The sequence below is a fragment of the Pseudomonas anguilliseptica genome (assembly GCF_900105355.1).
Classification (GTDB): domain Bacteria; phylum Pseudomonadota; class Gammaproteobacteria; order Pseudomonadales; family Pseudomonadaceae; genus Aquipseudomonas; species Aquipseudomonas anguilliseptica.
On record NZ_FNSC01000001.1, the window covers coordinates 1,522,236 to 1,542,830 of the forward strand.

19 protein-coding genes and 1 pseudogene are annotated in these 20,595 nt (G+C 58.5%); all 20 read right to left on the minus strand.

The features are described 5' to 3' along the window. Positions 1–13: 13 nt before the first annotated feature. Positions 14–406, minus strand: a pseudogene (locus tag BLW24_RS07435) (DUF1275 family protein); the annotation flags it as partial. 114 nt (positions 407–520) lie between these two features. Then, the gene (gene glmS, locus BLW24_RS07440; protein ID WP_090378639.1) at positions 521–2,371 is read right to left on the minus strand and encodes a glutamine--fructose-6-phosphate transaminase (isomerizing); all 1,851 of its coding nucleotides are present in this window, start codon (positions 2,369–2,371) and stop codon (positions 521–523) included. Between the two features lie 10 nt (positions 2,372–2,381). Further along, entirely contained in the window at positions 2,382–3,149 is a 768-nt protein-coding gene (locus BLW24_RS07445; protein WP_090378642.1) for a DeoR/GlpR family DNA-binding transcription regulator, read from the minus strand. A gap of 98 nt (positions 3,150–3,247) precedes the next feature. Beyond that, entirely contained in the window at positions 3,248–3,757 is a 510-nt protein-coding gene (locus BLW24_RS07450) for a M23 family metallopeptidase (RefSeq protein WP_090378646.1), read from the minus strand. A 14-nt stretch (positions 3,758–3,771) separates the two neighbouring features. Further along, a complete protein-coding gene (gene glmU, locus BLW24_RS07455) occupies positions 3,772–5,133 on the minus strand; it encodes a bifunctional UDP-N-acetylglucosamine diphosphorylase/glucosamine-1-phosphate N-acetyltransferase GlmU (RefSeq protein WP_090378649.1) in 1,362 nt (453 codons plus the stop codon). 130 nt (positions 5,134–5,263) lie between these two features. Continuing rightward, the gene (locus tag BLW24_RS07460; RefSeq protein WP_090378652.1) at positions 5,264–5,689 is read right to left on the minus strand and encodes a F0F1 ATP synthase subunit epsilon; all 426 of its coding nucleotides are present in this window, start codon (positions 5,687–5,689) and stop codon (positions 5,264–5,266) included. Positions 5,690–5,772: 83 nt separating this feature from the next. After that, entirely contained in the window at positions 5,773–7,149 is a 1,377-nt protein-coding gene (atpD, locus tag BLW24_RS07465; protein WP_090378655.1) for a F0F1 ATP synthase subunit beta, read from the minus strand. Positions 7,150–7,179: 30 nt separating this feature from the next. Further along, positions 7,180–8,040, minus strand: coding sequence for a F0F1 ATP synthase subunit gamma (gene atpG, locus BLW24_RS07470; RefSeq protein ID WP_090378658.1), 861 nt, complete (start codon positions 8,038–8,040; stop codon positions 7,180–7,182). A gap of 50 nt (positions 8,041–8,090) precedes the next feature. Then, positions 8,091–9,635, minus strand: coding sequence for a F0F1 ATP synthase subunit alpha (gene atpA / locus BLW24_RS07475; protein WP_090378661.1), 1,545 nt, complete (start codon positions 9,633–9,635; stop codon positions 8,091–8,093). A gap of 21 nt (positions 9,636–9,656) precedes the next feature. Further along, positions 9,657–10,193 (minus strand): F0F1 ATP synthase subunit delta, encoded by a 537-nt coding sequence (locus tag BLW24_RS07480; RefSeq protein ID WP_090378664.1) that lies wholly within the window; start codon positions 10,191–10,193, stop codon positions 9,657–9,659. A gap of 15 nt (positions 10,194–10,208) precedes the next feature. Then, positions 10,209–10,679 (minus strand): F0F1 ATP synthase subunit B, encoded by a 471-nt coding sequence (locus BLW24_RS07485; RefSeq protein ID WP_090378667.1) that lies wholly within the window; start codon positions 10,677–10,679, stop codon positions 10,209–10,211. Between the two features lie 52 nt (positions 10,680–10,731). Then, positions 10,732–10,986, minus strand: a complete 255-nt coding sequence (atpE, locus tag BLW24_RS07490; protein WP_090378669.1) for a F0F1 ATP synthase subunit C — start codon at positions 10,984–10,986, stop codon at positions 10,732–10,734. Positions 10,987–11,101: 115 nt separating this feature from the next. Then, entirely contained in the window at positions 11,102–11,971 is an 870-nt protein-coding gene (gene atpB, locus BLW24_RS07495; protein ID WP_090378672.1) for a F0F1 ATP synthase subunit A, read from the minus strand. Positions 11,972–11,985: 14 nt separating this feature from the next. Beyond that, positions 11,986–12,393: a F0F1 ATP synthase subunit I gene (locus BLW24_RS07500; protein ID WP_090378675.1), complete on the minus strand. Its 408-nt coding sequence runs from the start codon at positions 12,391–12,393 to the stop codon at positions 11,986–11,988. A 157-nt stretch (positions 12,394–12,550) separates the two neighbouring features. Next, entirely contained in the window at positions 12,551–13,423 is an 873-nt protein-coding gene (locus tag BLW24_RS07505; protein ID WP_090378678.1) for a ParB/RepB/Spo0J family partition protein, read from the minus strand. A gap of 10 nt (positions 13,424–13,433) precedes the next feature. After that, positions 13,434–14,222, minus strand: coding sequence for a ParA family protein (locus BLW24_RS07510; protein WP_090378681.1), 789 nt, complete (start codon positions 14,220–14,222; stop codon positions 13,434–13,436). A gap of 12 nt (positions 14,223–14,234) precedes the next feature. Then, positions 14,235–14,882: a 16S rRNA (guanine(527)-N(7))-methyltransferase RsmG gene (gene rsmG / locus BLW24_RS07515; RefSeq protein WP_090378683.1), complete on the minus strand. Its 648-nt coding sequence runs from the start codon at positions 14,880–14,882 to the stop codon at positions 14,235–14,237. Beyond that, positions 14,882–16,774 (minus strand): tRNA uridine-5-carboxymethylaminomethyl(34) synthesis enzyme MnmG, encoded by a 1,893-nt coding sequence (gene mnmG, locus BLW24_RS07520; RefSeq protein ID WP_090387655.1) that lies wholly within the window; start codon positions 16,772–16,774, stop codon positions 14,882–14,884. Before mnmG ends, rsmG begins: the two co-directional genes overlap by 1 nt. A 625-nt stretch (positions 16,775–17,399) precedes the next feature. Continuing rightward, entirely contained in the window at positions 17,400–18,767 is a 1,368-nt protein-coding gene (gene mnmE / locus BLW24_RS07525) for a tRNA uridine-5-carboxymethylaminomethyl(34) synthesis GTPase MnmE (RefSeq protein WP_090378686.1), read from the minus strand. Positions 18,768–18,841: 74 nt separating this feature from the next. Beyond that, positions 18,842–20,593, minus strand: a complete 1,752-nt coding sequence (gene yidC / locus BLW24_RS07530) for a membrane protein insertase YidC (protein ID WP_090378689.1) — start codon at positions 20,591–20,593, stop codon at positions 18,842–18,844. Between the last annotated feature and the right edge of the window lie 2 nt (positions 20,594–20,595).

Here is a 20,595-nt window from a genome sequence, read left to right on the forward strand (position 1 = left end):
CGCGCCGCGTGAGCAGCAGCAGATCATCCAGCGCCGGCACACTGGCCAATAACACCAGCAGCAAGGCCAGCGGCACGGTGGCGATATAACCCAGGTGGTTGAAACCCAATGCGCCGAGCACCCCACCGAGGAAGAAGTACAGCGCCAACAGGCTGAGCACCCGCAGGCGTTGGCGGTCGGCCATCACCCGAGCGATATCAGGGCCACGCGTGCGATTCCAATAGAACAGCTTGCCTAGCTCGATACCGATGTCAGTGATGATTCCGGTGATATGGGTGGTACGGATTTCCGCCCTGGAGAGCTTAGTAATCAGCGCGTTCTGCAGGCCCATGATGAAACACAGCAGCATCACCGTCAGCGGTACGAACAGGCCGGTAATCTGCGCCAGCGACGCGCCAAGAAAGCCAACAACATAGAAAGGAGAGATAAACGGGTTCGAGCCATTTCTGGCTCGAACAGACTTTATTCATTTCGAACAGACTTTATTCCTTAAGATCACGCCGCATAGGCTGGCTCCTGCTTACTCAACCGTTACGCTCTTGGCCAGATTGCGCGGCTGGTCGACGTCGGTGCCTTTGAGCAAGGCGACGTAGTACGACAACAGTTGCAGCGGAATGGTGTACAGGATCGGGGCAAGGGCATCGTGGATATGCGGCATGTTCACCACGTGGGTGCCTTCACCATCGCGCATGCCGGCCTGCTCGTCGGCAAACACCAGCAGCTCGCCGCCACGGGCGCGCACTTCCTGCAGGTTGGATTTGAGCTTTTCCAGCAGTTCGTTGTTGGGTGCCACGGTGACCACCGGCATATTGCTGTCCACCAGTGCTAAAGGCCCGTGCTTTAGCTCACCGGCTGGGTAGGCCTCGGCGTGGATGTAGGAAATTTCCTTGAGCTTGAGTGCACCCTCCATCGCTACCGGGTACTGCGTGCCACGACCGAGGAACAGGCTGTGGTGCTTGTCTGCGAATAGCTCGGAGACTTTCTCCACCACACTGTCCATGGCCAATGCTTCAACCAAACGCGCCGGCAAGCGACGCAGTTCATCGACCAACTCTGCTTCAAGGGCTTTATCCAAGGTGCCGCGCACCTGGCCGAGAGACAGGGTCAGCAGCATCAGTGCCACCAGCTGAGTGGTAAAGGCTTTGGTTGAAGCCACGCCAATTTCCGGGCCTGCCTGGGTCAGCAGGGTCAGGTCAGATTCGCGCACCAACGAGCTGATGCCGACGTTGCAGATGGCCAAACTAGCCAGATAGCCGCCCTTCTCCGGTGCATTTTCCTTGGCGTTACGCAGGGCAGCCAAGGTGTCAGCGGTTTCACCGGATTGGGAGATGCTGACAAACAGGGTGTCCGGTTGTACCACCACCTTGCGGTAGCGGAACTCGCTGGCTACTTCGATCTGGCAGGGGATACCCGCCAGGCCTTCCAGCCAATAACGGGCCACCATACCGGCGTGGTAACTGGTGCCGCAGGCGACGATCTGTACATTGCGCACCTTGGCGAAAAGCTCAGCGGCCTGTGGGCCAAAAGCCTGAATCAGAACGTGGTCCGACCCCAGGCGACCTTCGAGGGTGCGCTGCACGACTTTGGGCTGCTCGAAGATTTCCTTGAGCATAAAGTGGCGGTACTCGCCTTTTTCGGCGGCCTCGGCACCTTCGTGGTACTGCACGCTTTCACGCACGACCGACTGGCCGGTGACATCCCAGACCTGCACGCTGTCGCGCTGGATCTCGGCGATATCGCCTTCTTCCAGGTACATAAAACGGTCGGTGACCTGACGCAGGGCCAACTGGTCAGACGCCAGGAAGTTCTCACCCAAGCCCAAGCCAATCACCAGCGGGCTGCCGCTGCGCGCAGCAAGCAGGCGATCTGGCTGTTTGGCGCTGATCACGGCCAGGCCATAAGCACCGTGCAGTTGCTTGACGGCCGCTTTCAGTGCCACCGTCAAATCGCCCTCTGTTTTAAGGATGTGATCGAGCAAATGCACGATCACTTCGGTGTCGGTATCGGAGCTGAACACGTAGCCCAGGCCCTTGAGCTCGGCGCGCAGTTCTTCGTGGTTTTCGATAATGCCGTTGTGCACCACAGCCAGCTCGTGACCGGAGAAATGCGGGTGGGCATTGCGCTCGCTTGGCGCGCCATGGGTGGCCCAGCGGGTATGGGCAATACCCAGGCGACCGGCCAGCGGTTCGGCACTCAGCGCCTGCTCCAGTTCACTGACCTTACCCACTCGGCGGCGGCGGTCGAGACCTTTGTGATCAGTCAGCAGCGCTACACCAGCGCTGTCATAGCCGCGGTATTCCAGGCGCTTAAGGCCTTCAACCAGCACAGCGGTGATGTTGCGTTCAGCGATTGCGCCTACGATCCCACACATACTCTTCTCCTTAAGCGTCCACAGTGGCGCAGATCAGCTTGATCCCGCGTGCGGTCAATTGTTCACGGGCCTCGGGACTGAGGCGCTCATCGGTTATTAAAGTATGGATACTGCTCCAGGGCAGCTCCAGGTTAGGAATCTTACGGCCGATTTTGTCACTCTCGACCATGACCACAACTTCGCGCGCCACCTCAGCCATAACCCGGCTGAGCCCAAGCAATTCATTGAAGGTGGTAGTGCCGCGCGCGAGGTCGATGCCATCGGCACCGATAAACAATTGGTCGAAATCGTAGGAACGCAGCACCTGCTCAGCGACTTGGCCCTGAAACGACTCGGAATGCGGGTCCCAGGTGCCACCGGTCATCAGCAATACCGGCTCATGCTCCAATTCGCCAATGGCACGGGCGACGTTGATGGAGTTGGTCATCACCACCAGACCAGGCTTGTGCCCGAGTTGCGGGATCATCGCCGCGGTGGTGGTGCCGCTGTCGATGATGATCCGCGCATGTTCGCGAATGCACGCCACACCGGCACGGGCGATGGCCTGCTTGTACTGCGAGACGGGCTGGCTGTCGCTGATCAGCTCCTGCGGCATGGGTACCGCACCGCCGTAGCGACGCAGTAACAGGCCGCTCTTTTCTAGCGCGGCGAGGTCTTTGCGAATGGTCACTTCAGAAGTAGCAAACGCCTTTGACAGCTCATCCACACTCACCTCGCCTTGCTCGGCGAGCAGGGCAAGAATGGTGTGGCGACGTTGCGGCGTGTTGCGTTTCGACATGCTAAGTTTCGATTCGAAAGATAATTGCGCGAATCAAAACCTAACCGAAGGATTACGTCAAGCGGAAATCGACGTAGGCCGAGTATGCGCAGGCCAATTCAGCGCGTTTGCAGGAGCTGGTTGGGGTCCAGATAAAACATCTTCTTCCAGCCTTGGGTCGATTCGTCCGCCCGCCAAGGCAGCGGTAACAGGCTGACAATCGAGTAATGCAGATGCGCCGGTTTGCCTCGGGCGTTACCCGTATCGCCCACCGAGCCCAGCTGACTGCCCGCCAGCAACAGCTGGCCTGGGTAGGCGTCGATGGTGTCTAGATGAGCGTAGTAATGCATGCGCCATTTCGGCCCGAGGGCGACCACCACTTTGCCGCCCTGCGCGAGCTCACCACGAAACAGCACCACGCCATAGCTGGCAGAAAGCACTGGCGTGCCCTGTTTGGCGAAGATATCGATGCCCTTGTGTACGCCGGAGCGGCCCCAGGGTTCAAACCAGAAGGTGCGCGGATGCCAGTCGCGGCTACTGGCGCCCTGCACCGGGATCTGCGGCCATTCCGGCAGCACGGCCCAGGCAAGAAACAGCGCCGGAATTATCCAGCGTTTGCGTAACGGCATCCTTGCCAACTCCATCAGCTCTTCTTGGTTGGGCGTTTCCAGCCCTCGATATTGCGCTGTTTGGCGCGGCCAACGGCCAGGGTGTTATCCGGCACATCGCCGGTAATCACCGAACCGGCGCCGGTGGTGGCGCGATCACCCAGCGTCACCGGGGCAACCAGGGCGCTGTTGGAGCCGATAAACACGTCCTCACCGAGTACGGTCTTGAACTTGTTGGCACCGTCGTAATTGCAGGTGATAGTGCCGGCGCCGATATTGGTCCGTGCGCCGATTTCGGCGTCGCCCAGATAAGACAGGTGCCCGGCCTTGGCGCCCTCGCCCATTTTGGCGTTCTTCAGTTCGACGAAGTTACCCACATGCGCTTTGGCGCCCAGCACGGAACCCGGACGCAGGCGGGCGAACGGGCCGCAATCGGCACCCTCGCCCACTTCAGCCCCTTCCAGATGGCTGTTGGCTTTGACGATGGCGCCTTTGCGCAGGACCGAGTTCTTGATCACGCAGTTCGGCCCGATCTGCACACCATCTTCGATCACCACCTGGCCTTCGAGGATCACGTTGATATCGATCGACACATCGCGGCCTACCGTGACTTCGCCGCGCAGATCGAAACGCGCCGGATCGATCAGGGTCACGCCCTGCACCATCAAACGGCGCGCGGCGCGGTACTGATAGTGGCGCTCCAGTTGCGCAAGCTGGATGCGGTCATTGGCGCCCAGCACTTCCATTTCGTCAGCCGCCTGCTCAGTAGCGACGACCAGACCATCGGCCACCGCCATGGCGATCACGTCGGTGAGGTAGTACTCGCCCTGGGCGTTGCTGTTGGACAGACGACCCAGCCAGTCGCCCAGTTTCTTCCCCGGTACGGCGAGGATGCCGGTGTTGCCTTCACGGATCAGGCGCTGCTCGGCGCTGGCGTCCTTGTGCTCGACGATAGCTTTCACCACGCCCTGCTCATCGCGGACGATGCGGCCGTAACCGGTTGGATCGTTCAGGTTAACGGTCAACAGACCAAGCTGTTGCTCGCTGACTTGTTGCAGCAGGCGCTGCAGGGTGTCCACTTCGATCAGCGGCACATCGCCGTAAAGAATCAGCACACGCTCGGCGCTCAATGCCGGCAATGCTTGGGCAACCGCATGGCCGGTGCCCAGTTGCTCACTCTGCAGCACGAAATTCAGGTCATCCGCTACCAGTTGCTCACGCACCCGCTCCGCGCCATGACCGATCACCACGTGAATGCCTTGTGGTTTAAGCAGGCGGGCAGTGTCGATCACATGACCAAGCATGGACTTGCCGGCAACCGGGTGCAGGACTTTCGGCAAGGCGGAACGCATGCGGGTGCCTTGGCCGGCGGCGAGGATAACGATATCGAGCGACATAAGAGCAGATTCCAGGCAGACGAAGGCGGGCTAAATCCCTAGCCCGACCCACTGAAAAGGTAAAAACAGCAGGCAAAGAAAAAGGGTAGCCAAGGCTACCCTTTTACTCGTTTGCGATGAAGCGCCGGAATTAACCGCCGAACTTCTTGCGCAACTGCTGAACGGTACGCAGCTGAGCCGCGACCTCGGCCAGGTGAGCAGCAGCGGAACCGTAGTCGAACTCCGCGCCTTTCTCATTCAAGGCTTTCTCGGCAGCCCGGAGGGCCTCCTGAGCAGCAGCTTCATCGATATCGGCAGCACGCTGCACGGTATCGGCGAGAACTTTCACCACACTCGGCTGAACTTCGAGGAAGCCGCCGGAGATGTAGAACACCTCGGTTTCGCCACCCAGCTTGACCAGACGAATCGGACCCGGTTTGAGGTCGGTGATCAGCGGCGCGTGGCCTGGAGCGATACCGAGATCACCCAGGTTACCGTGCGCAATCACCATCTCGACCAGACCGGAGAAGATCTCGCCTTCTGCGCTGACGATGTCGCAATGGACTGTCATAGCCATGTCTAACCTCACGTATCGATCTGCCTACACACTACTACGCGTATCGGCAGATCGTAAGCGCCCGTTGCCGGGCGCACGGGTGATTACAGTTTCTTCGCTTTCTCGACAGCTTCTTCGATGCTGCCAACCATGTAGAACGCCTGCTCTGGCAGGTGATCGTAGTCACCTTTCAGAATGCCGCTGAAGCCGGCAATGGTGTCCTTCAGGGAAACGTACTTGCCTGGCGAACCGGTGAAGACTTCGGCCACGAAGAACGGCTGGGACAGGAAGCGCTGGATCTTACGAGCACGGGATACCAGTTGCTTGTCTGCTTCGGACAGTTCGTCCATACCCAGAATCGCGATGATGTCCTTCAGCTCTTTGTAGCGCTGCAGTACGTACTGCACGCCGCGAGCGGTGTCGTAGTGCTCCTGGCCGATAACCATCGGGTCCAGCTGGCGCGACGTAGAGTCGAGTGGATCGACCGCTGGGTAGATACCCAGGGAAGCGATGTCACGGGACAGTACAACGGTGGCGTCCAAGTGGGCGAAGGTGGTCGCCGGGCTTGGGTCGGTCAGGTCGTCCGCAGGTACGTATACGGCCTGGATCGAGGTGATCGAACCGGTCTTGGTCGAAGTAATACGTTCTTGCAGAACGCCCATTTCTTCGGCCAGGGTCGGCTGATAACCCACTGCCGACGGCATACGGCCGAGCAGTGCGGATACTTCAGTACCGGCCAGGGTGTAGCGGTAGATGTTGTCCACGAAGAACAGAACATCACGACCTTCGTCACGGAACTTCTCGGCCATGGTCAGGCCGGTCAGTGCTACGCGCAGACGGTTGCCTGGTGGCTCGTTCATCTGACCGTAAACCAGGGCTACCTTGTCGAGAACGTTGGAGTCCTTCATCTCGTGGTAGAAGTCGTTACCCTCACGAGTACGCTCACCCACACCGGCGAACACGGAATAACCGCTGTGCTCGATGGCGATGTTACGGATCAGTTCCATCATGTTTACGGTTTTGCCTACACCGGCACCACCGAACAGACCGACTTTACCGCCCTTGGCGAACGGGCAAACCAGGTCGATAACCTTGATGCCGGTTTCCAGCAGCTCGTTGGAGCCAGCTTGTTCAGCGTAGGAAGGCGCGGCACGGTGAATACCCCAACGCTCTTCTTCGCCAATCGGGCCAGCTTCGTCGATTGGGTTGCCCAGCACGTCCATGATACGGCCCAGGGTTTTCACCCCAACCGGTACCTGGATACCTGCGCCAGTGCTGCCGACACTCAGGCCACGCTTGAGGCCCTCGGTCGAACCCATCGCAATGGTACGTACCACGCCGTCGCCCAGCTGCTGCTGAACTTCCAGGGTGGTTTCGGCGCCGACTACTTTCAGCGCTTCATAAACACTCGGCACTTGATCACGCGGGAATTCCACGTCGATAACGGCGCCGATGATTTGAACGATACGTCCGCTACTCATCTTTGGTTCCTCTGAATATTTGAACCGTGCTTAAACCGCGGCAGCGCCGCCGACGATTTCCGAAATTTCCTGGGTGATCGCTGCCTGACGTGCCTTGTTGTAAACCAACTGCAGGTCTTTGATGATATCGCCAGCGTTGTCGGTGGCGTTCTTCATCGCGATCATCCGGGCCGCTTGTTCAGCCGCGTTGTTCTCAACCACTGCCTGGTACACCTGCGACTCCACGTAACGCACCATCAAGCCGTCCAGCAGCTCTTTGGCGTCGGGTTCGTACAGGTAATCCCAGTGGTGCTTGAGTTCTTTATCCGGATCGGCCACCAGCGGAATCAACTGCTCCACTGTCGGCTTTTGAGTCATGGTATTGATGAACTTGTTCGAGACCACGGACAAACGATCGATGCGACCATCGAGGTAGGCATCGAGCATTACCTTGACGCTACCGATCAGATCATTGATCGACGGTTCTTCGCCCAGGTGGCTGATCGCAGCAACGATGTTGCCACCAAAGTTGCGGAAGAATGCCGCACCCTTGCTGCCAACTACGCAGAGATCAATCTCTACGCCTTGCTCGCGATTGCTCGCCATGTCTTTGACCAGAGCCTTGAACAGGTTGGTGTTCAGACCACCACACAGACCACGGTCCGAGCTCACCACGACATAACCTACGCGCTTTACTTCGCGCTCGATCATGAACGGGTGACGGTATTCCGGGTTGGCGTTGGCCAGATGACCAATCACCTGGCGGATACGCTCCGCGTAGGGACGGCTAGCAGCCATGCGCATTTGTGCTCTGCGCATTTTGCTGACCGCCACCTTTTCCATGGCGCTGGTGATCTTCTGCGTGCTTTTGATGCTCGCAATCTTGCTGCGAATCTCTTTTGCGCCTGCCATTTGACACCTATCGGGTTAGCAAGCGGGGACCTCACGGCCCCCGCTGCGGCTTACCAGGTTTGGGTGGCCTTGAACTTCTCGATACCGGCTTTCAGCTGGCCATCGATGTCGTCATTGAAGTCACCCTTCTCGTTGATCTTCGCCAGCAGTGCGGCGTGATCCCGGTTGAAGTAAGCAATCAGGGCCTGCTCGAATGCACCAATCTTGGCGACTTCGATATCGACCAGGAAACCACGCTCGGCGGCATACAGCGACAGCGACATGTCAGCGATCGACATTGGCGCATATTGCTTCTGCTTCATCAGCTCAGTAACGCGCTGACCGTGCTCAAGTTGCTTACGGGTGGCTTCGTCCAGGTCAGACGCAAACTGGGCGAATGCCGCCAGTTCACGGTACTGAGCCAGAGCGGTACGGATACCACCGGAGAGCTTCTTGATGATCTTGGTCTGTGCAGCACCACCCACGCGGGATACCGAAATACCGGCGTTGACCGCAGGACGGATACCCGAGTTGAACATGGCCGATTCCAGGAAGATCTGACCGTCGGTGATCGAGATCACGTTGGTCGGAACGAACGCGGAAACGTCGCCAGCCTGGGTTTCGATGATCGGCAGAGCGGTCAGGGAACCGGTCTTGCCAGTCACGGCGCCATTGGTGAACTTCTCAACATACTCTTCGGAAACGCGGGAAGCGCGCTCCAGCAGACGGCTGTGGAGATAGAACACGTCGCCTGGGTAGGCTTCACGGCCTGGTGGACGGCGCAGCAGCAGGGAAATCTGGCGGTAAGCCACTGCTTGCTTGGACAGATCGTCATAAACGATCAGCGCATCTTCACCGCGGTCGCGGAAGAACTCACCCATGGTGCAACCGGCGTACGGTGCAATGAACTGCAGTGCAGCGGATTCGGAAGCAGAAGCCGCGACCACGATGGTGTTAGCCAGCGCGCCGTTTTCTTCCAGCTTGCGCACCACGTTAGCGATGGTCGATTGCTTCTGACCGATAGCTACGTAGACGCACTTAATGCCGCTGTTTTTCTGGTTGATGATGGCGTCGATGGCCAGAGCGGTTTTACCGATCTGACGGTCACCGATGATCAGCTCACGCTGGCCACGGCCAACCGGGATCATGGCATCGACCGACTTGTAACCGGTCTGTACCGGCTGGTCGACCGACTTACGCCAGATCACGCCCGGCGCAACCTTTTCAACAGCGTCGGTAGCGACGTTGTTCAGCGGGCCTTTGCCGTCAATTGGGTTACCCAGTGCATCAACGACGCGACCCAGCAGTTCCGGACCAACCGGAACTTCGAGGATACGACCGGTGCACTTGGCGCTCATGCCTTCGGCCAGGGTGGTATAGGCACCCAGGACAACTGCACCGACGGAGTCTTGCTCCAGGTTCAGTGCCATACCGTAGACACCGCCCGGGAACTCGATCATTTCGCCGTACATCACATCGGCGAGACCGTGAATGCGCACGATACCGTCGGAGACGGACACGATGGTGCCTTCGTTACGGGCTTGAGAGGCGACATCGAGTTTCTCGATACGCCCCTTGATGATTTCACTAATTTCGGAAGGATTGAGTTGCTGCATAGCTCTGCTGCCCCTTCAAACTCAAGATTTCAATGCTTCGGCCAGCTTCGCGAGTTTGCCACGAACTGAGCCATCGATAACCAGGTCGCCGGCGCGGATCACGACACCACCGATCAGGGTGGCATCCTCCGCGGCGTGCAGACGCACTTCTCGGCCGAGCCGTGCACTGAGAACCTTGGCGAGTTTGTCTTGCTGTTCATCGCTCAATGCGAAGGCACTGGTAACGTCCACGTCGATCGACTTTTCCTGCTCGGCCTTGTACAGCTCGAACAGCTCAACGATCTGTGGCAACAGGGCCAGGCGATCGTTTTCAGCGACGATGTGAATGAAATTGCGTACCTGGGCGTCGAACTTGTCACCACACACGTCAATGAACGTGGTGGCCTTGTCTGTACTCGTCAAACGCGGAGCCTTGAGCATGCTCTGCATGGTGCCGTCTTGCGACACCGCTGCAGCCAGGCCGAGCATGGCTGACCAATTGGCCAGCTGCTGGTGGGCCTGGGCATACTCAAAGGCAGCCTTAGCGTAAGGTCGGGCCAGCGTGGTCAGTTCTGCCATGATCGCGCCCCTCGCTTAAATTTCGGCTGCCAGTTTGGAAACCAGCTCCGCATGCGCGTTTTGGTCGATAGATGCGCCCAGGATCTTCTCGGCACCGCTAACGGCCAGGGTACCCAGTTGGGCACGCAGCGCGTCTTTGACACCATTCAGTTCCTGCTCGATCTCGGCCAGAGCCTGGGCCTTCACACGATCAGCTTCGACACGGGCCTGTTCACGGGCTTCGTCGACGATCTGCGTACCGCGTTTCTTGGCTTGCTCAATGATTTCGGCTGCTTGGCCTTTGGCTTCGCGCAGTTGCTGACCCGCTTTCTCTTGGGCCAACTCCAGGTCACGAGCCGCACGGCTAGCAGCGTCCAGGCCGTCTGCGATCTTCTTCTGACGTTCTTGCAAAGCCGTAATGACCGGAGGCCACACGTACTTCATGCAGAACAGCACGAAGATGAAGAAGGCAACGGACTGGCCAATCAGGGTTGCATTAATGTTCACGCCAACACCTCGCTCGTTCGTTGTCCGTTCATAACCTCAAGAAATTTGAGGATTACTGAACTTGGGCCAGGAACGGGTTAGCGAAGGTGAAGAACAGTGCGATACCAACACCGATCATGGTCACGGCGTCGAGCAGACCAGCGACGATGAACATTTTCACTTGCAGCATCGGAACCATTTCCGGCTGACGCGCAGCGCCTTCCAGGAACTTGCCGCCCAGCAGGCCGAAACCAATGGCGGTACCCAGGGCACCCAGGCCAATCAGCAGTGCTACAGCGATAGCGGTCAGACCAACTACAGTTTCCATCTTTCCTCCCGACTTTTTATGTCGTATTGGTTAAGGTTTTCTAAGGTAAAGCAGTAAAGCAAATCGGTACTTCTGGTTGCCCTTGCGGGCGTCCACTGCGAGCGCCGGGGCGCTCTTAGTGGTTGTCTTCGTGCGCCATCGACAGGTAGACGATGGTCAGCATCATGAAGATGAACGCCTGCAGCACGATGATCAGGATGTGGAACACCGCCCACGCCCACTGCAGGGCAACACCCAGCGCGCCCAGCAGCAGACCTCCGCCGAACATGATCGCGATGAGGATAAAGATCAGCTCGCCGGCATACAGGTTGCCGAACAGTCGCAGTGCCAGGGAAATCGGCTTGGCGATCAGGGTGACGAACTCAAGCAGGAAGTTGACCGGAATCAACAGGGCCTGAACCACGATGTTCTTGCTGCCGAACGGGTGCAGGGTCAGCTCACCGATGAAACCGCCGATGCCTTTGACCTTGATGCTGTAGTACAGGATCAGGGCGAATACCGACAGCGCCAGGCCCAGAGTAGCGTTTGGATCGGTGGTCGGCACAACGCGGAAGTACAGGTGCGGGTCGCCAGAGATTTTTGCCGCCAGCATTGGCAACCAATCTACCGGGATCAGGTCCATGAAGTTCATCAGGAAGACCCAGACAAAGATGGTCAGACCCAGCGGCGCGATCAGAGCGTTGCGGCCATGGAAGGTGTCCTTGACGCTGCCGTCAACGAACTCGACCAGGACTTCAACGAAGTTCTGCAGCTTGCCCGGTTGTCCGGAAGTGGCGCGTTTAGCAGCGGCACGGAACAGCAGGATAAAGAACAGGCCCAACACGACAGACACCGCCAGGGTATCAACGTGAAATGCCCAGAAGCCCATTTCCTGAGCTTCTTTTGCGTTGTGGGCGAAACTCCAGCCGTTGACCGGGTGCTGACCGTAGGTCAGGTTGGTCAAGTGATGCTGGATATAACCCGAAGCGGTTTCTGCTGCTGCCATATATCCCTCGAGCGCTAAGGTCTTAAAAGTCTTGTTTTCATCAGCAGGGGCGAAAACCAATTGACCAACTGGGTCAGGAAGAACACACCAAATACTGCTAGCGGTTCCAGAGGTTTAACACCTGCAAAGGTCAGTGCAAACAGCACTGCCGTTAAAACCAGTTTGCCCGCCTCACCGGCATAAAAAGACCGGACGATGGCTTGAGCAGCCCGCGCTCCACTGAAACGGAACGCTTTGTGGGCAAAGTACAGATTCGGCAGCCAGGCAATCAGGCCACCACACAACCCGGAGTAGCCTGCTACTGAGCCTTGCCACTGCCACAACACCAGTGCCAGCAACAGCAGTACCAGTAGTTGCACCAGCAGTACCGGGAAAACAGCTAGACGATGGAAGGGCAGGCGATTCGGCGTGCGAACGTCCATCTTGTTTTCCTGAAAGCTGAACTCGGGCGTCGGCACCTGAAATCAATAACTTGGCATACTTTGTGCCGACGAAATGCGCGCAGAGTATAGGGGGGCTTCCCCCCCCATTCAACTGTCGGGTAGTGATTTCCGACTAGTCGCTACACGCTCAATTGTTTCAACGAATGTGGGCAAGCACACCCTGCAGTTCGTCCAGCGAACTGTAGCTGATCACCAACTGACCTTTGCCTTTCTGCCCATGCTTGATCTGCACTGGCGAGCCCAGGCGCTCAGCCAGGCGCTGTTCCAGACGGGTGATGTCCGGATCGGCTTTAACCACTGCCGCCGGCTTCTCTTTGCTGTTCAACCACTGGCGCACCAGTGCTTCGGTTTGGCGCACGGTAAGACCGCGTGCGACAACATGTCGCGCACCTTCGGTCTGCTGTTCGGCCGGCAAACCGAGCAAGGCGCGGGCATGACCCATTTCCAGATCGCCATGGGACAGCAGGGTTTTGATCTCTTCCGGCAGGGCAATCAGACGCAGCAGGTTGCTGATAGTGACCCGCGACTTACCCACTGCATCGGCGACCTGCTGCTGAGTCAGCTGAAACTCCTGCTGCAGCCGCTGCAAGGCCATGGCTTCTTCGATGGGGTTGAGATCTTCGCGCTGAATGTTCTCGATCAGCGCCATGGCGATGGCGGCTTCATCTGGCAGCTCGCGAACCATGGCCGGGATCTTGTCCAGACCAGCCTGCTGACTGGCACGCCAGCGGCGTTCACCGGCGACGATCTCGAAACGTCCTTCGCCAATCGGCCGCACCACAATCGGCTGCATCACGCCGTGGGCCTTGATCGACTGCGCCAGTTCTTCCAGGGCGGTGGCGTCCATGTCACGGCGCGGCTGGTATTTACCGCGCTGGATCAGGTCCAGGGGCACGTATTGCAGTTCACGGCTGTCGACCTGCGCGGCCTCTTCCTGCAAGGCGCTGACACTGGTGCCGCCCAACAGGGCATCCAGACCGCGTCCCAGTCCTCGTTTTTTCACAGCCATGGGTATTTCCTTATGCGGTTGCGGTGTGGGCACTTGCGCGCTGGCGGCGTACCAATTCGCCGGCCAGCGCCAGATAGGCAATGGCACCACGGGATTGCTTGTCATACACCAGCGCCGGCATGCCAAAGCTTGGCGCCTCTGCCAGGCGCACGTTACGCGGAATGACCACGTCGTAGAGCTGGTCTGGGAAGTGCTGCTTGAGCTGCGCCGACACATCGTTGGTCAGGCTGATGCGCGGGTCGTACATGGTGCGTAGCAGGCCTTCGATCTTCAGCTTGGGGTTCAACAGTTCGGCAATGCGCTGAATGCTGTTGACCAGGTCGCTCAAGCCTTCAAGCGCGTAGTACTCACACTGCATGGGGATGATCACCCCATCGGCAGCGACTAGGGCGTTGATCGTCAGCATCGACAGCGCCGGCGGGCAGTCGATGAGGATGTAATCGTAATTCTCGCGGATTGGCGCCAGTGCATAACGCAGGCGGCTTTCCTTCATTTTCATTTCCAGCAGCGAGACTTCGGCGGCGGTCAGATCGCGGTTGGCCGGCAGTAGCTGGTAGCCGCCGTGCTCGGAAAACTGCATGGCCTCAACCAGGTTGCACTCGCCGATCAGCACGTCGTAGATCGAATGCTCCAGGCCGTGTTTATCCACACCGCTGCCCATGGTCGCATTGCCCTGGGGGTCGAGGTCGATCAGCAGCACACGGCGCTTGGTCGCCACCAGCGAGGCAGCCAGATTGATGCAGGTGGTGGTTTTGCCCACGCCGCCTTTCTGGTTAGCGATTGCGAATACCTTAGCCATGCTGCGTTCCCCCTAAACCGAGCGACGCAGTATCAACAGATGGCGCTGACCTTGGCAACCGGGAACCTTGAGTACATGCGTGGCGGTGAGACGAAAGTCCGCTGGCAGCGCCTGCAACTCGTCATCCGGATGTACACCCTTCATCGCCAGCCACTGGGTATTGCCATCGCCCAAATGGCGGGTCCAGTTGCTGAAATCTTCCAGTGAGCTGAACGCCCGCGAGCAGATGCCGGCAAACGGCACGTCTGGTCGGAACTCTTCGACGCGGCTGTGGATAACTTGCAGGTTGGCCAGTTTCAACTCCAGCTTCACCTGAGTCAGGAAGCGAGTCTTCTTGCCGTTGGAATCAAGCAGGGTGAACTGCCGCTCGGGAAACAGGATGGCCAGGGGAATCCCCGGCATGCCGCCGCCACTGCCCACATCCAGCCAGTTATCCCCAGCATCAAAGACGAAAGGCACCACGGACAGGCTGTCGAGCAGATGGCGCGAAACCATTTCATTCGGATCGCGCACTGCGGTGAGGTTGTAGGCCTTGTTCCACTTGATCAGCAGGGCCAGGTAAGCCAGCAACTGTTCGTGCTGCTGCGCGCTGAGTTCGACCCCCAGCTCAAGCGCGCCCTGGCTCAGTTCTTCGGCGTGAAGTGCAGTAACCAACGACATCAGGCGCTGTGCTCCAACTGCTGACCGGCAGTGCGCTTTTTCAAATGGATCAGCAGCAGGGAAATCGCCGCCGGGGTAACGCCGGGAATGCGCGAGGCCTGGCCTAGAGTTTCCGGACGACTGTTGCCGAGTTTGTGCTGGATCTCCTTGGACAGCCCGGAAATCCCCGCGTAATCGATATCGAGTGGCAGCTTGGTGTCTTCACTGGCGCGCAGACGGGCGATTTCGTCCTGCTGGCGATCGATATAACCGGCGTACTTGGTCTTGATCTCGACCTGTTCGGCCACCTGAGGATCCTGCGCCCCACCACCGGTGATGGTGATCAATCCGGCGTAATCGATCTCCGGGCGAGCCAGCAGGTTGAGCAGGTTGTATTCGTGGGTCAACGGCGTACCGAAGTGGGCGGCAATCGCATCACCCTGAGTCGTTCCCGGGCGTACCCAGGTGCTTTTCAGGCGCTGTTCTTCCTGCGCGATGGCTTCGCGCTTGGCTTCGAACGCGGCCCAACGCACATCATCGACCAGTCCCAACTCGCGGCCTTTCTCGGTCAAGCGCAGATCGGCGTTGTCTTCGCGCAGGATCAGCCGGTATTCGGCGCGCGAGGTGAACATGCGGTACGGCTCCTGGGTACCCAGAGTAATCAGGTCGTCGACCAGTACGCCGATATAGGCCTCATCGCGACGCGGACACCAGCTGTCCTTGCCCTGCGCGCGCAGCGCGGCGTTGCAGCCGGCGAGCAACCCTTGTGCACCGGCTTCTTCGTAACCGGTGGTACCGTTGATCTGCCCGGCGAAGAACAACCCGGCAATCACCTTGGTTTCCAGGCTGTACTTGAGGTCACGCGGATCGAAGTAGTCGTACTCGATGGCGTAACCGGGACGTACGATATGCGCGTTCTCCATCCCTTGGATGCTGCGTACGATCTGCAATTGCACATCGAACGGCAGCGAGGTGGAAATGCCATTGGGGTACAGCTCATGGGTATTCAGGCCTTCGGGCTCGATAAATACCTGATGGCTGTCCTTGTCGGCAAAGCGGTGGATCTTGTCTTCGATTGACGGGCAATAACGCGGGCCGACCCCTTCGATCACTCCGGAATACATCGGCGAACGGTCGAGGTTGGCCGCGATGATTTCGTGGGTATGCGCATTGGTGTGGGTGATCCAGCAGCTGATCTGACGCGGTTGCTGTTCGGCGCGACCGAGGAACGACATCAGCGGGGTTGGCGTGTCGCCCGGTTGTTCGGTCATCACCGAGAAATCCACCGAACGGCCATCGATTCGGGGCGGCGTCCCGGTTTTCAGGCGACCGACGCGCAGCGGCAGCTCGCGTAGACGTTGTGCCAAGGCAATCGAAGGTGGGTCGCCAGCGCGACCGCCTGAGTAATTCTGCAGGCCTATGTGGATAAGTCCGCCGAGGAAGGTGCCAGTGGTCAACACCACGGAATCCGCGAGGAAGCGCAGGCCCATCTGGGTGACAACGCCTTTGACTTCGTCGTTTTCGACGATCAGGTCATCAGCTGCCTGCTGAAATATCCACAGGTTGGCCTGGTTTTCCAGGGTTTCGCGAATCGCAGCTTTGTACAGCACACGATCAGCCTGGGCACGAGTGGCGCGTACCGCTGGGCCCTTGCGGCTGTTCAATACACGGAACTGGATACCACCTTTGTCGGTGGCTTCAGCCATGGCACCGCCGAGCGCGTCGATTTCCTTGACCAGATGGCTCTTGCCGATCCCGCCAATCGCCGGGTTGCAGCTCATCTGCCCGAGTGTTTCCACGTTATGGGTCAGCAGCAGGGTTTTTACCCCCATGCGTGCAGCTGCCAACGCAGCTTCGGTACCGGCATGACCGCCGCCGATGACGATCACCTGAAAACGGGAAGGGAAATCCACCACGCACCTCGTGCCTGTTGAGAAATGGGGGGCTTTTTGGGTTGAAAAGCGGGAAAGGCGGCAAGTATAGGGATTTAGCTGGTGTGAAAGAAGCCTTTTGCACAAAAAATAGCCAGTTGGTTTTGGCCGTGTGCAAGTCGCTCGGTTAATAAAGAATAAAAGAGAGAATTTTTATAAAGCCTTGTTTATATGTTTATTACTTAGCAACGGCTTTTCTGTGGATAGATTGCTGCAGGGCAATGAATTAAAGGCTTTCAGCGTTTAAAAAGTCTGTGCTGATCCTGCCATCTGCCTGTTCAGTTGCCGTACGCAAGTTGTGGATGAAACCTGTAGTTATCCACAAGTGCGGTTATCCTCCGTTTTATCACCGGGTTATAGGCAGGGCTTAGGCCGGGTTTTCCACAGGGCTTAGGTGGATAAATAATTGCTTGGCCGTACCTATTTCGCCCAGGCTAAGACCTTCCCGAACGGCATTAGTTGGGACTTCAGGGGGCAGGATGGATTAGACGCAGAGAGGGTATTGCGGATGCAGGCATGATTCGATGCGCCGCAACCCATCAGAAATATCGTGCAGCTGATGGGTTAGGCGATGTGTTGACAGGTGAGACGGGGTGCGCCGTCCCGCCTATTTACCGATACAGAAGCTGGAAAAAATTCGCCCCAGCAGGTCATCGGAACTGAATGCACCGGTGATTTCGCCCAGGGTCTGCTGAGCCATGCGCAGGTCTTCGGCGAGCAGTTCGCCTGCGCCGGCCAGGGTTAGCTGGGCATGACCATGCTCAAGGTGAGCGGCCGCCTGACGTAGTGCCTCCAGGTGACGCCGGCGCGCGCTAAAGCTGCTCTCGGCGGTTTGCTCGTAACCCATGCAGGCTTTCAGGTGTTCACGCAGTAGATCCAGGCCCTCAGTCGACTTGGCCGACAGGCTGATGGTCACGTGGCCGTCATTGCACACCTCTAGTACCACCGACTCGCCAGACAGGTCAGCCTTGTTGCGAATCAGGGTGACCTTGGCCGGATCAGGCCGCTGGTCGAGAAACTCCGGCCATAAAGCGAAGGGATCGTCGGCTTCCGGTGCCGTAGCATCGACAACCAAAAGAATACGATCAGCTTCGCCAATAGCCTTCAGCGCACGCTCGACGCCAATGCGTTCAACTTGATCCTCGGTATCACGCAGGCCGGCGGTGTCCACTACGTGCAGTGGCATACCATCGATGTGGATATGTTCGCGCAGCACGTCACGGGTGGTGCCGGCGATTTCGGTGACGATGGCCGCTTCGCGCCCGGCCAGGGCGTTAAGCAGGCTGGACTTGCCGGCATTGGGGCGGCCGGCGATCACCACGGTCATGCCATCGCGCAGCAGGGCCCCTTGGCCGGCCTCACGCAGCACACCGGAAAGGTCAGCACGCACGCCATCGAGCAGGCTGAGTACGTGGCCATTGGCGAGAAAGTCGATTTCCTCTTCGGGAAAGTCGATGGCGGCTTCAACGTAGATACGCAGGTTGATCAGTCGCTCGGTCAGGCCGTGTACGCGGCGGGAGAACTCGCCCTGCAGCGAGCGCAGGGCATTGCGCGCGGCCTGTTCGGAACTGGCTTCAATCAGGTCGGCAATCGCCTCGGCCTGGGCCAGGTCGAGCTTGTCATTGAGAAAGGCGCGCTCGCTGAATTCGCCGGGGCGTGCCAGGCGTGCACCGAGTTGTACACAGCGACGCAGCAGCAGATCGAGCACCACTGGCCCGCCGTGGCCCTGCAGTTCCAGCACGTCTTCGCCGGTAAAGGAGTTGGGGCCGGGGAAGTACAGGGCCAGGCCTTCATCCAGTACCTGCTTGGCGTCGGCGTAGAACGGCCCGTAGTGGGCGTAACGCGGCTGCAACTCGCGTTGGCAGATCGCCTGCGCCAATGTGCCGGCCAGCGGCCCGGAAATACGCACGATGCCAACGCCACCCCGGCCCTGGGCGGTAGCGACGGCGGCAATGGTTTCAACAACGGGGGGCATGCGCTTCTCCTGAATACGACATAGCAAAACGCCCCTGAAAAGGGGCGTTTTTTACAGCTTAGAAGCAATCACCGCTAGGCGTCTGCGGCCTTGGTTGCGGCTTCGATCTTGCGCGTAATGTACCACTGCTGAGCGATGGACAAGACGTTGTTGACCACCCAGTACAGCACCAGACCAGCCGGGAACCAGAGGAAGAAGAAGGTGAAGATGATTGGCATCATTTTCAGCACCTTGGCTTGCATCGGGTCCGGCGGCGTCGGGTTGAGTTGCTGCTGGATAAACATGGTCGCGCCCATGATGATCGGCAGGATGAAGTACGGGTCCTTGATCGCCAGGTCGGTTATCCACAGCAGCCACGGTGCTTGGCGCATTTCCACGGATTCCAGCAACACCCAGTAGAGTGCGAGGAATACCGGCATCTGCACCAGGATCGGCAAGCAGCCGCCCAACGGGTTGATCTTCTCTTTCTTGTACAGCTCCATCATCGCCTGGGACATTTTCTGGCGATCGTCACCATGCTGCTCTTTCAGCTGAGCGAGTTTCGGTGCAACGGCACGCATGCGCGCCATGGATTTGTAGCTGGCAGCGGACAGCGGGAAGAAGATCAGCTTGATGATCACGGTCAACATGATGATCGACCAGCCCCAGTTGCCGAGCAGGTTGTGGATAACTTCCAGCAGCCAGAAGATCGGTTGAGCCAGGAACCACAGAATACCGTAGTCGACAGTCAGCTCAAGACCTGGAGACAGAGTCTTCAGATGGCCTTGTAGCTTCGGGCCGGCATACAGAATTGCACTGGTTTCACCCTGAGCGCCGGCAGCAACCTGAATGGCCGGGCCGGTAAAGCCGACAATGTAGTTGCCTTGGCTGTCTTTGCGGGTCTGTACTTGGTTAGTGCTGTCTTTGCTTGGGATCCAGGCAGTGACGAAGTAATGCTGTAGCCAGGCAACCCAGCCTCCTTGAACAGTTTCTTTGAAGGCTTGTTTGTCGATGTCTTTCATCGACACTTTTTTGTACGGCTCTTCGCTGGTCCACAGTGCACCACCGAGGTAGGTCGCAGTGCCAGTAGCAGTGGTGGAGGACGGATCGTCGCTGCCATCACGCTTGAGCTGGGCAAACATATTGCCGCTCCAGGCCTGACCACTCTGGTTGTCGATCAGGTAGCTGACAGTCACCTGATAGGACGAAGGATCAACGCAGCCGGGTTTCTTCTGCTGTTGGTCCTTGGCCGCACATTCAGCGTTTAGACCACGCTTGAAGGTAAAGCGCTTGATGTAATTGACGCCGTTTTCGCTGAGCTTGAGGTCAACCTGCAGTTGGTCCTGATCGTCGGCCAACTCATAGCTCTTCTGTTCGCTGCTCCAAAGAGCACGACCGCTGGATTTGTCCGGTGCATTGCTGCCAATCAAACCGCTCTGCGCCAGGTAGGTGCGCTCGCCACCGTTGTCGAATAACTGGAACGGCACATCCGGACGATCCTGACGACGCGGGTACTGCGGCAAACGCAGTTGCACCACATCACCACCGCGCGGGTCGATGGCCAGATCCAGCACATCGGTCTTCACCCGAATCAGCTCATCGCTGGCTGCAGCCGGTGCAGCACTGATGGCGCTGGGCTCAACAGCCGGAGTGGCGCTCGGAATATCGTCGCTGCCAGCTGGAGTTGAAGTGTTGGCAGTGGTATCCGGCAAACCGGGTACGGTGCTGCTGGTCGCGGCAATTTCTGTCGGCAGGGCAGCTTGACCGTAGTCCTGGTTCCACTGGAGAACCATCATATAGGACACGATTGCCAGGGCGACGATCAGGATCGAGCGTTGAATATCCATGA

What these genes read in the sequence shown, in the direction of transcription:
- glmS (WP_090378639.1), bottom strand. Translation starts at nt 2,371, where the DNA reads ATGTGTGGGATCGTAGGCGCAATCGCTGAACGCAACATCACCGCTGTG.
- BLW24_RS07445 (WP_090378642.1), bottom strand. Translation starts at nt 3,149, where the DNA reads ATGTCGAAACGCAACACGCCGCAACGTCGCCACACCATTCTTGCCCTG.
- BLW24_RS07450 (WP_090378646.1), bottom strand. Translation starts at nt 3,757, where the DNA reads ATGCCGTTACGCAAACGCTGGATAATTCCGGCGCTGTTTCTTGCCTGG.
- glmU (WP_090378649.1), bottom strand. Translation starts at nt 5,133, where the DNA reads ATGTCGCTCGATATCGTTATCCTCGCCGCCGGCCAAGGCACCCGCATG.
- BLW24_RS07460 (WP_090378652.1), bottom strand. Translation starts at nt 5,689, where the DNA reads ATGGCTATGACAGTCCATTGCGACATCGTCAGCGCAGAAGGCGAGATC.
- atpD (WP_090378655.1), bottom strand. Translation starts at nt 7,149, where the DNA reads ATGAGTAGCGGACGTATCGTTCAAATCATCGGCGCCGTTATCGACGTG.
- atpG (WP_090378658.1), bottom strand. Translation starts at nt 8,040, where the DNA reads ATGGCAGGCGCAAAAGAGATTCGCAGCAAGATTGCGAGCATCAAAAGC.
- atpA (WP_090378661.1), bottom strand. Translation starts at nt 9,635, where the DNA reads ATGCAGCAACTCAATCCTTCCGAAATTAGTGAAATCATCAAGGGGCGT.
- BLW24_RS07480 (WP_090378664.1), bottom strand. Translation starts at nt 10,193, where the DNA reads ATGGCAGAACTGACCACGCTGGCCCGACCTTACGCTAAGGCTGCCTTT.
- atpE (WP_090378669.1), bottom strand. Translation starts at nt 10,986, where the DNA reads ATGGAAACTGTAGTTGGTCTGACCGCTATCGCTGTAGCACTGCTGATT.
- atpB (WP_090378672.1), bottom strand. Translation starts at nt 11,971, where the DNA reads ATGGCAGCAGCAGAAACCGCTTCGGGTTATATCCAGCATCACTTGACC.
- BLW24_RS07500 (WP_090378675.1), bottom strand. Translation starts at nt 12,393, where the DNA reads ATGGACGTTCGCACGCCGAATCGCCTGCCCTTCCATCGTCTAGCTGTT.
- BLW24_RS07505 (WP_090378678.1), bottom strand. Translation starts at nt 13,423, where the DNA reads ATGGCTGTGAAAAAACGAGGACTGGGACGCGGTCTGGATGCCCTGTTG.
- BLW24_RS07510 (WP_090378681.1), bottom strand. Translation starts at nt 14,222, where the DNA reads ATGGCTAAGGTATTCGCAATCGCTAACCAGAAAGGCGGCGTGGGCAAA.
- rsmG (WP_090378683.1), bottom strand. Translation starts at nt 14,882, where the DNA reads ATGTCGTTGGTTACTGCACTTCACGCCGAAGAACTGAGCCAGGGCGCG.
- mnmE (WP_090378686.1), bottom strand. Translation starts at nt 18,767, where the DNA reads ATGCCCCCCGTTGTTGAAACCATTGCCGCCGTCGCTACCGCCCAGGGC.
- yidC (WP_090378689.1), bottom strand. Translation starts at nt 20,593, where the DNA reads ATGGATATTCAACGCTCGATCCTGATCGTCGCCCTGGCAATCGTGTCC.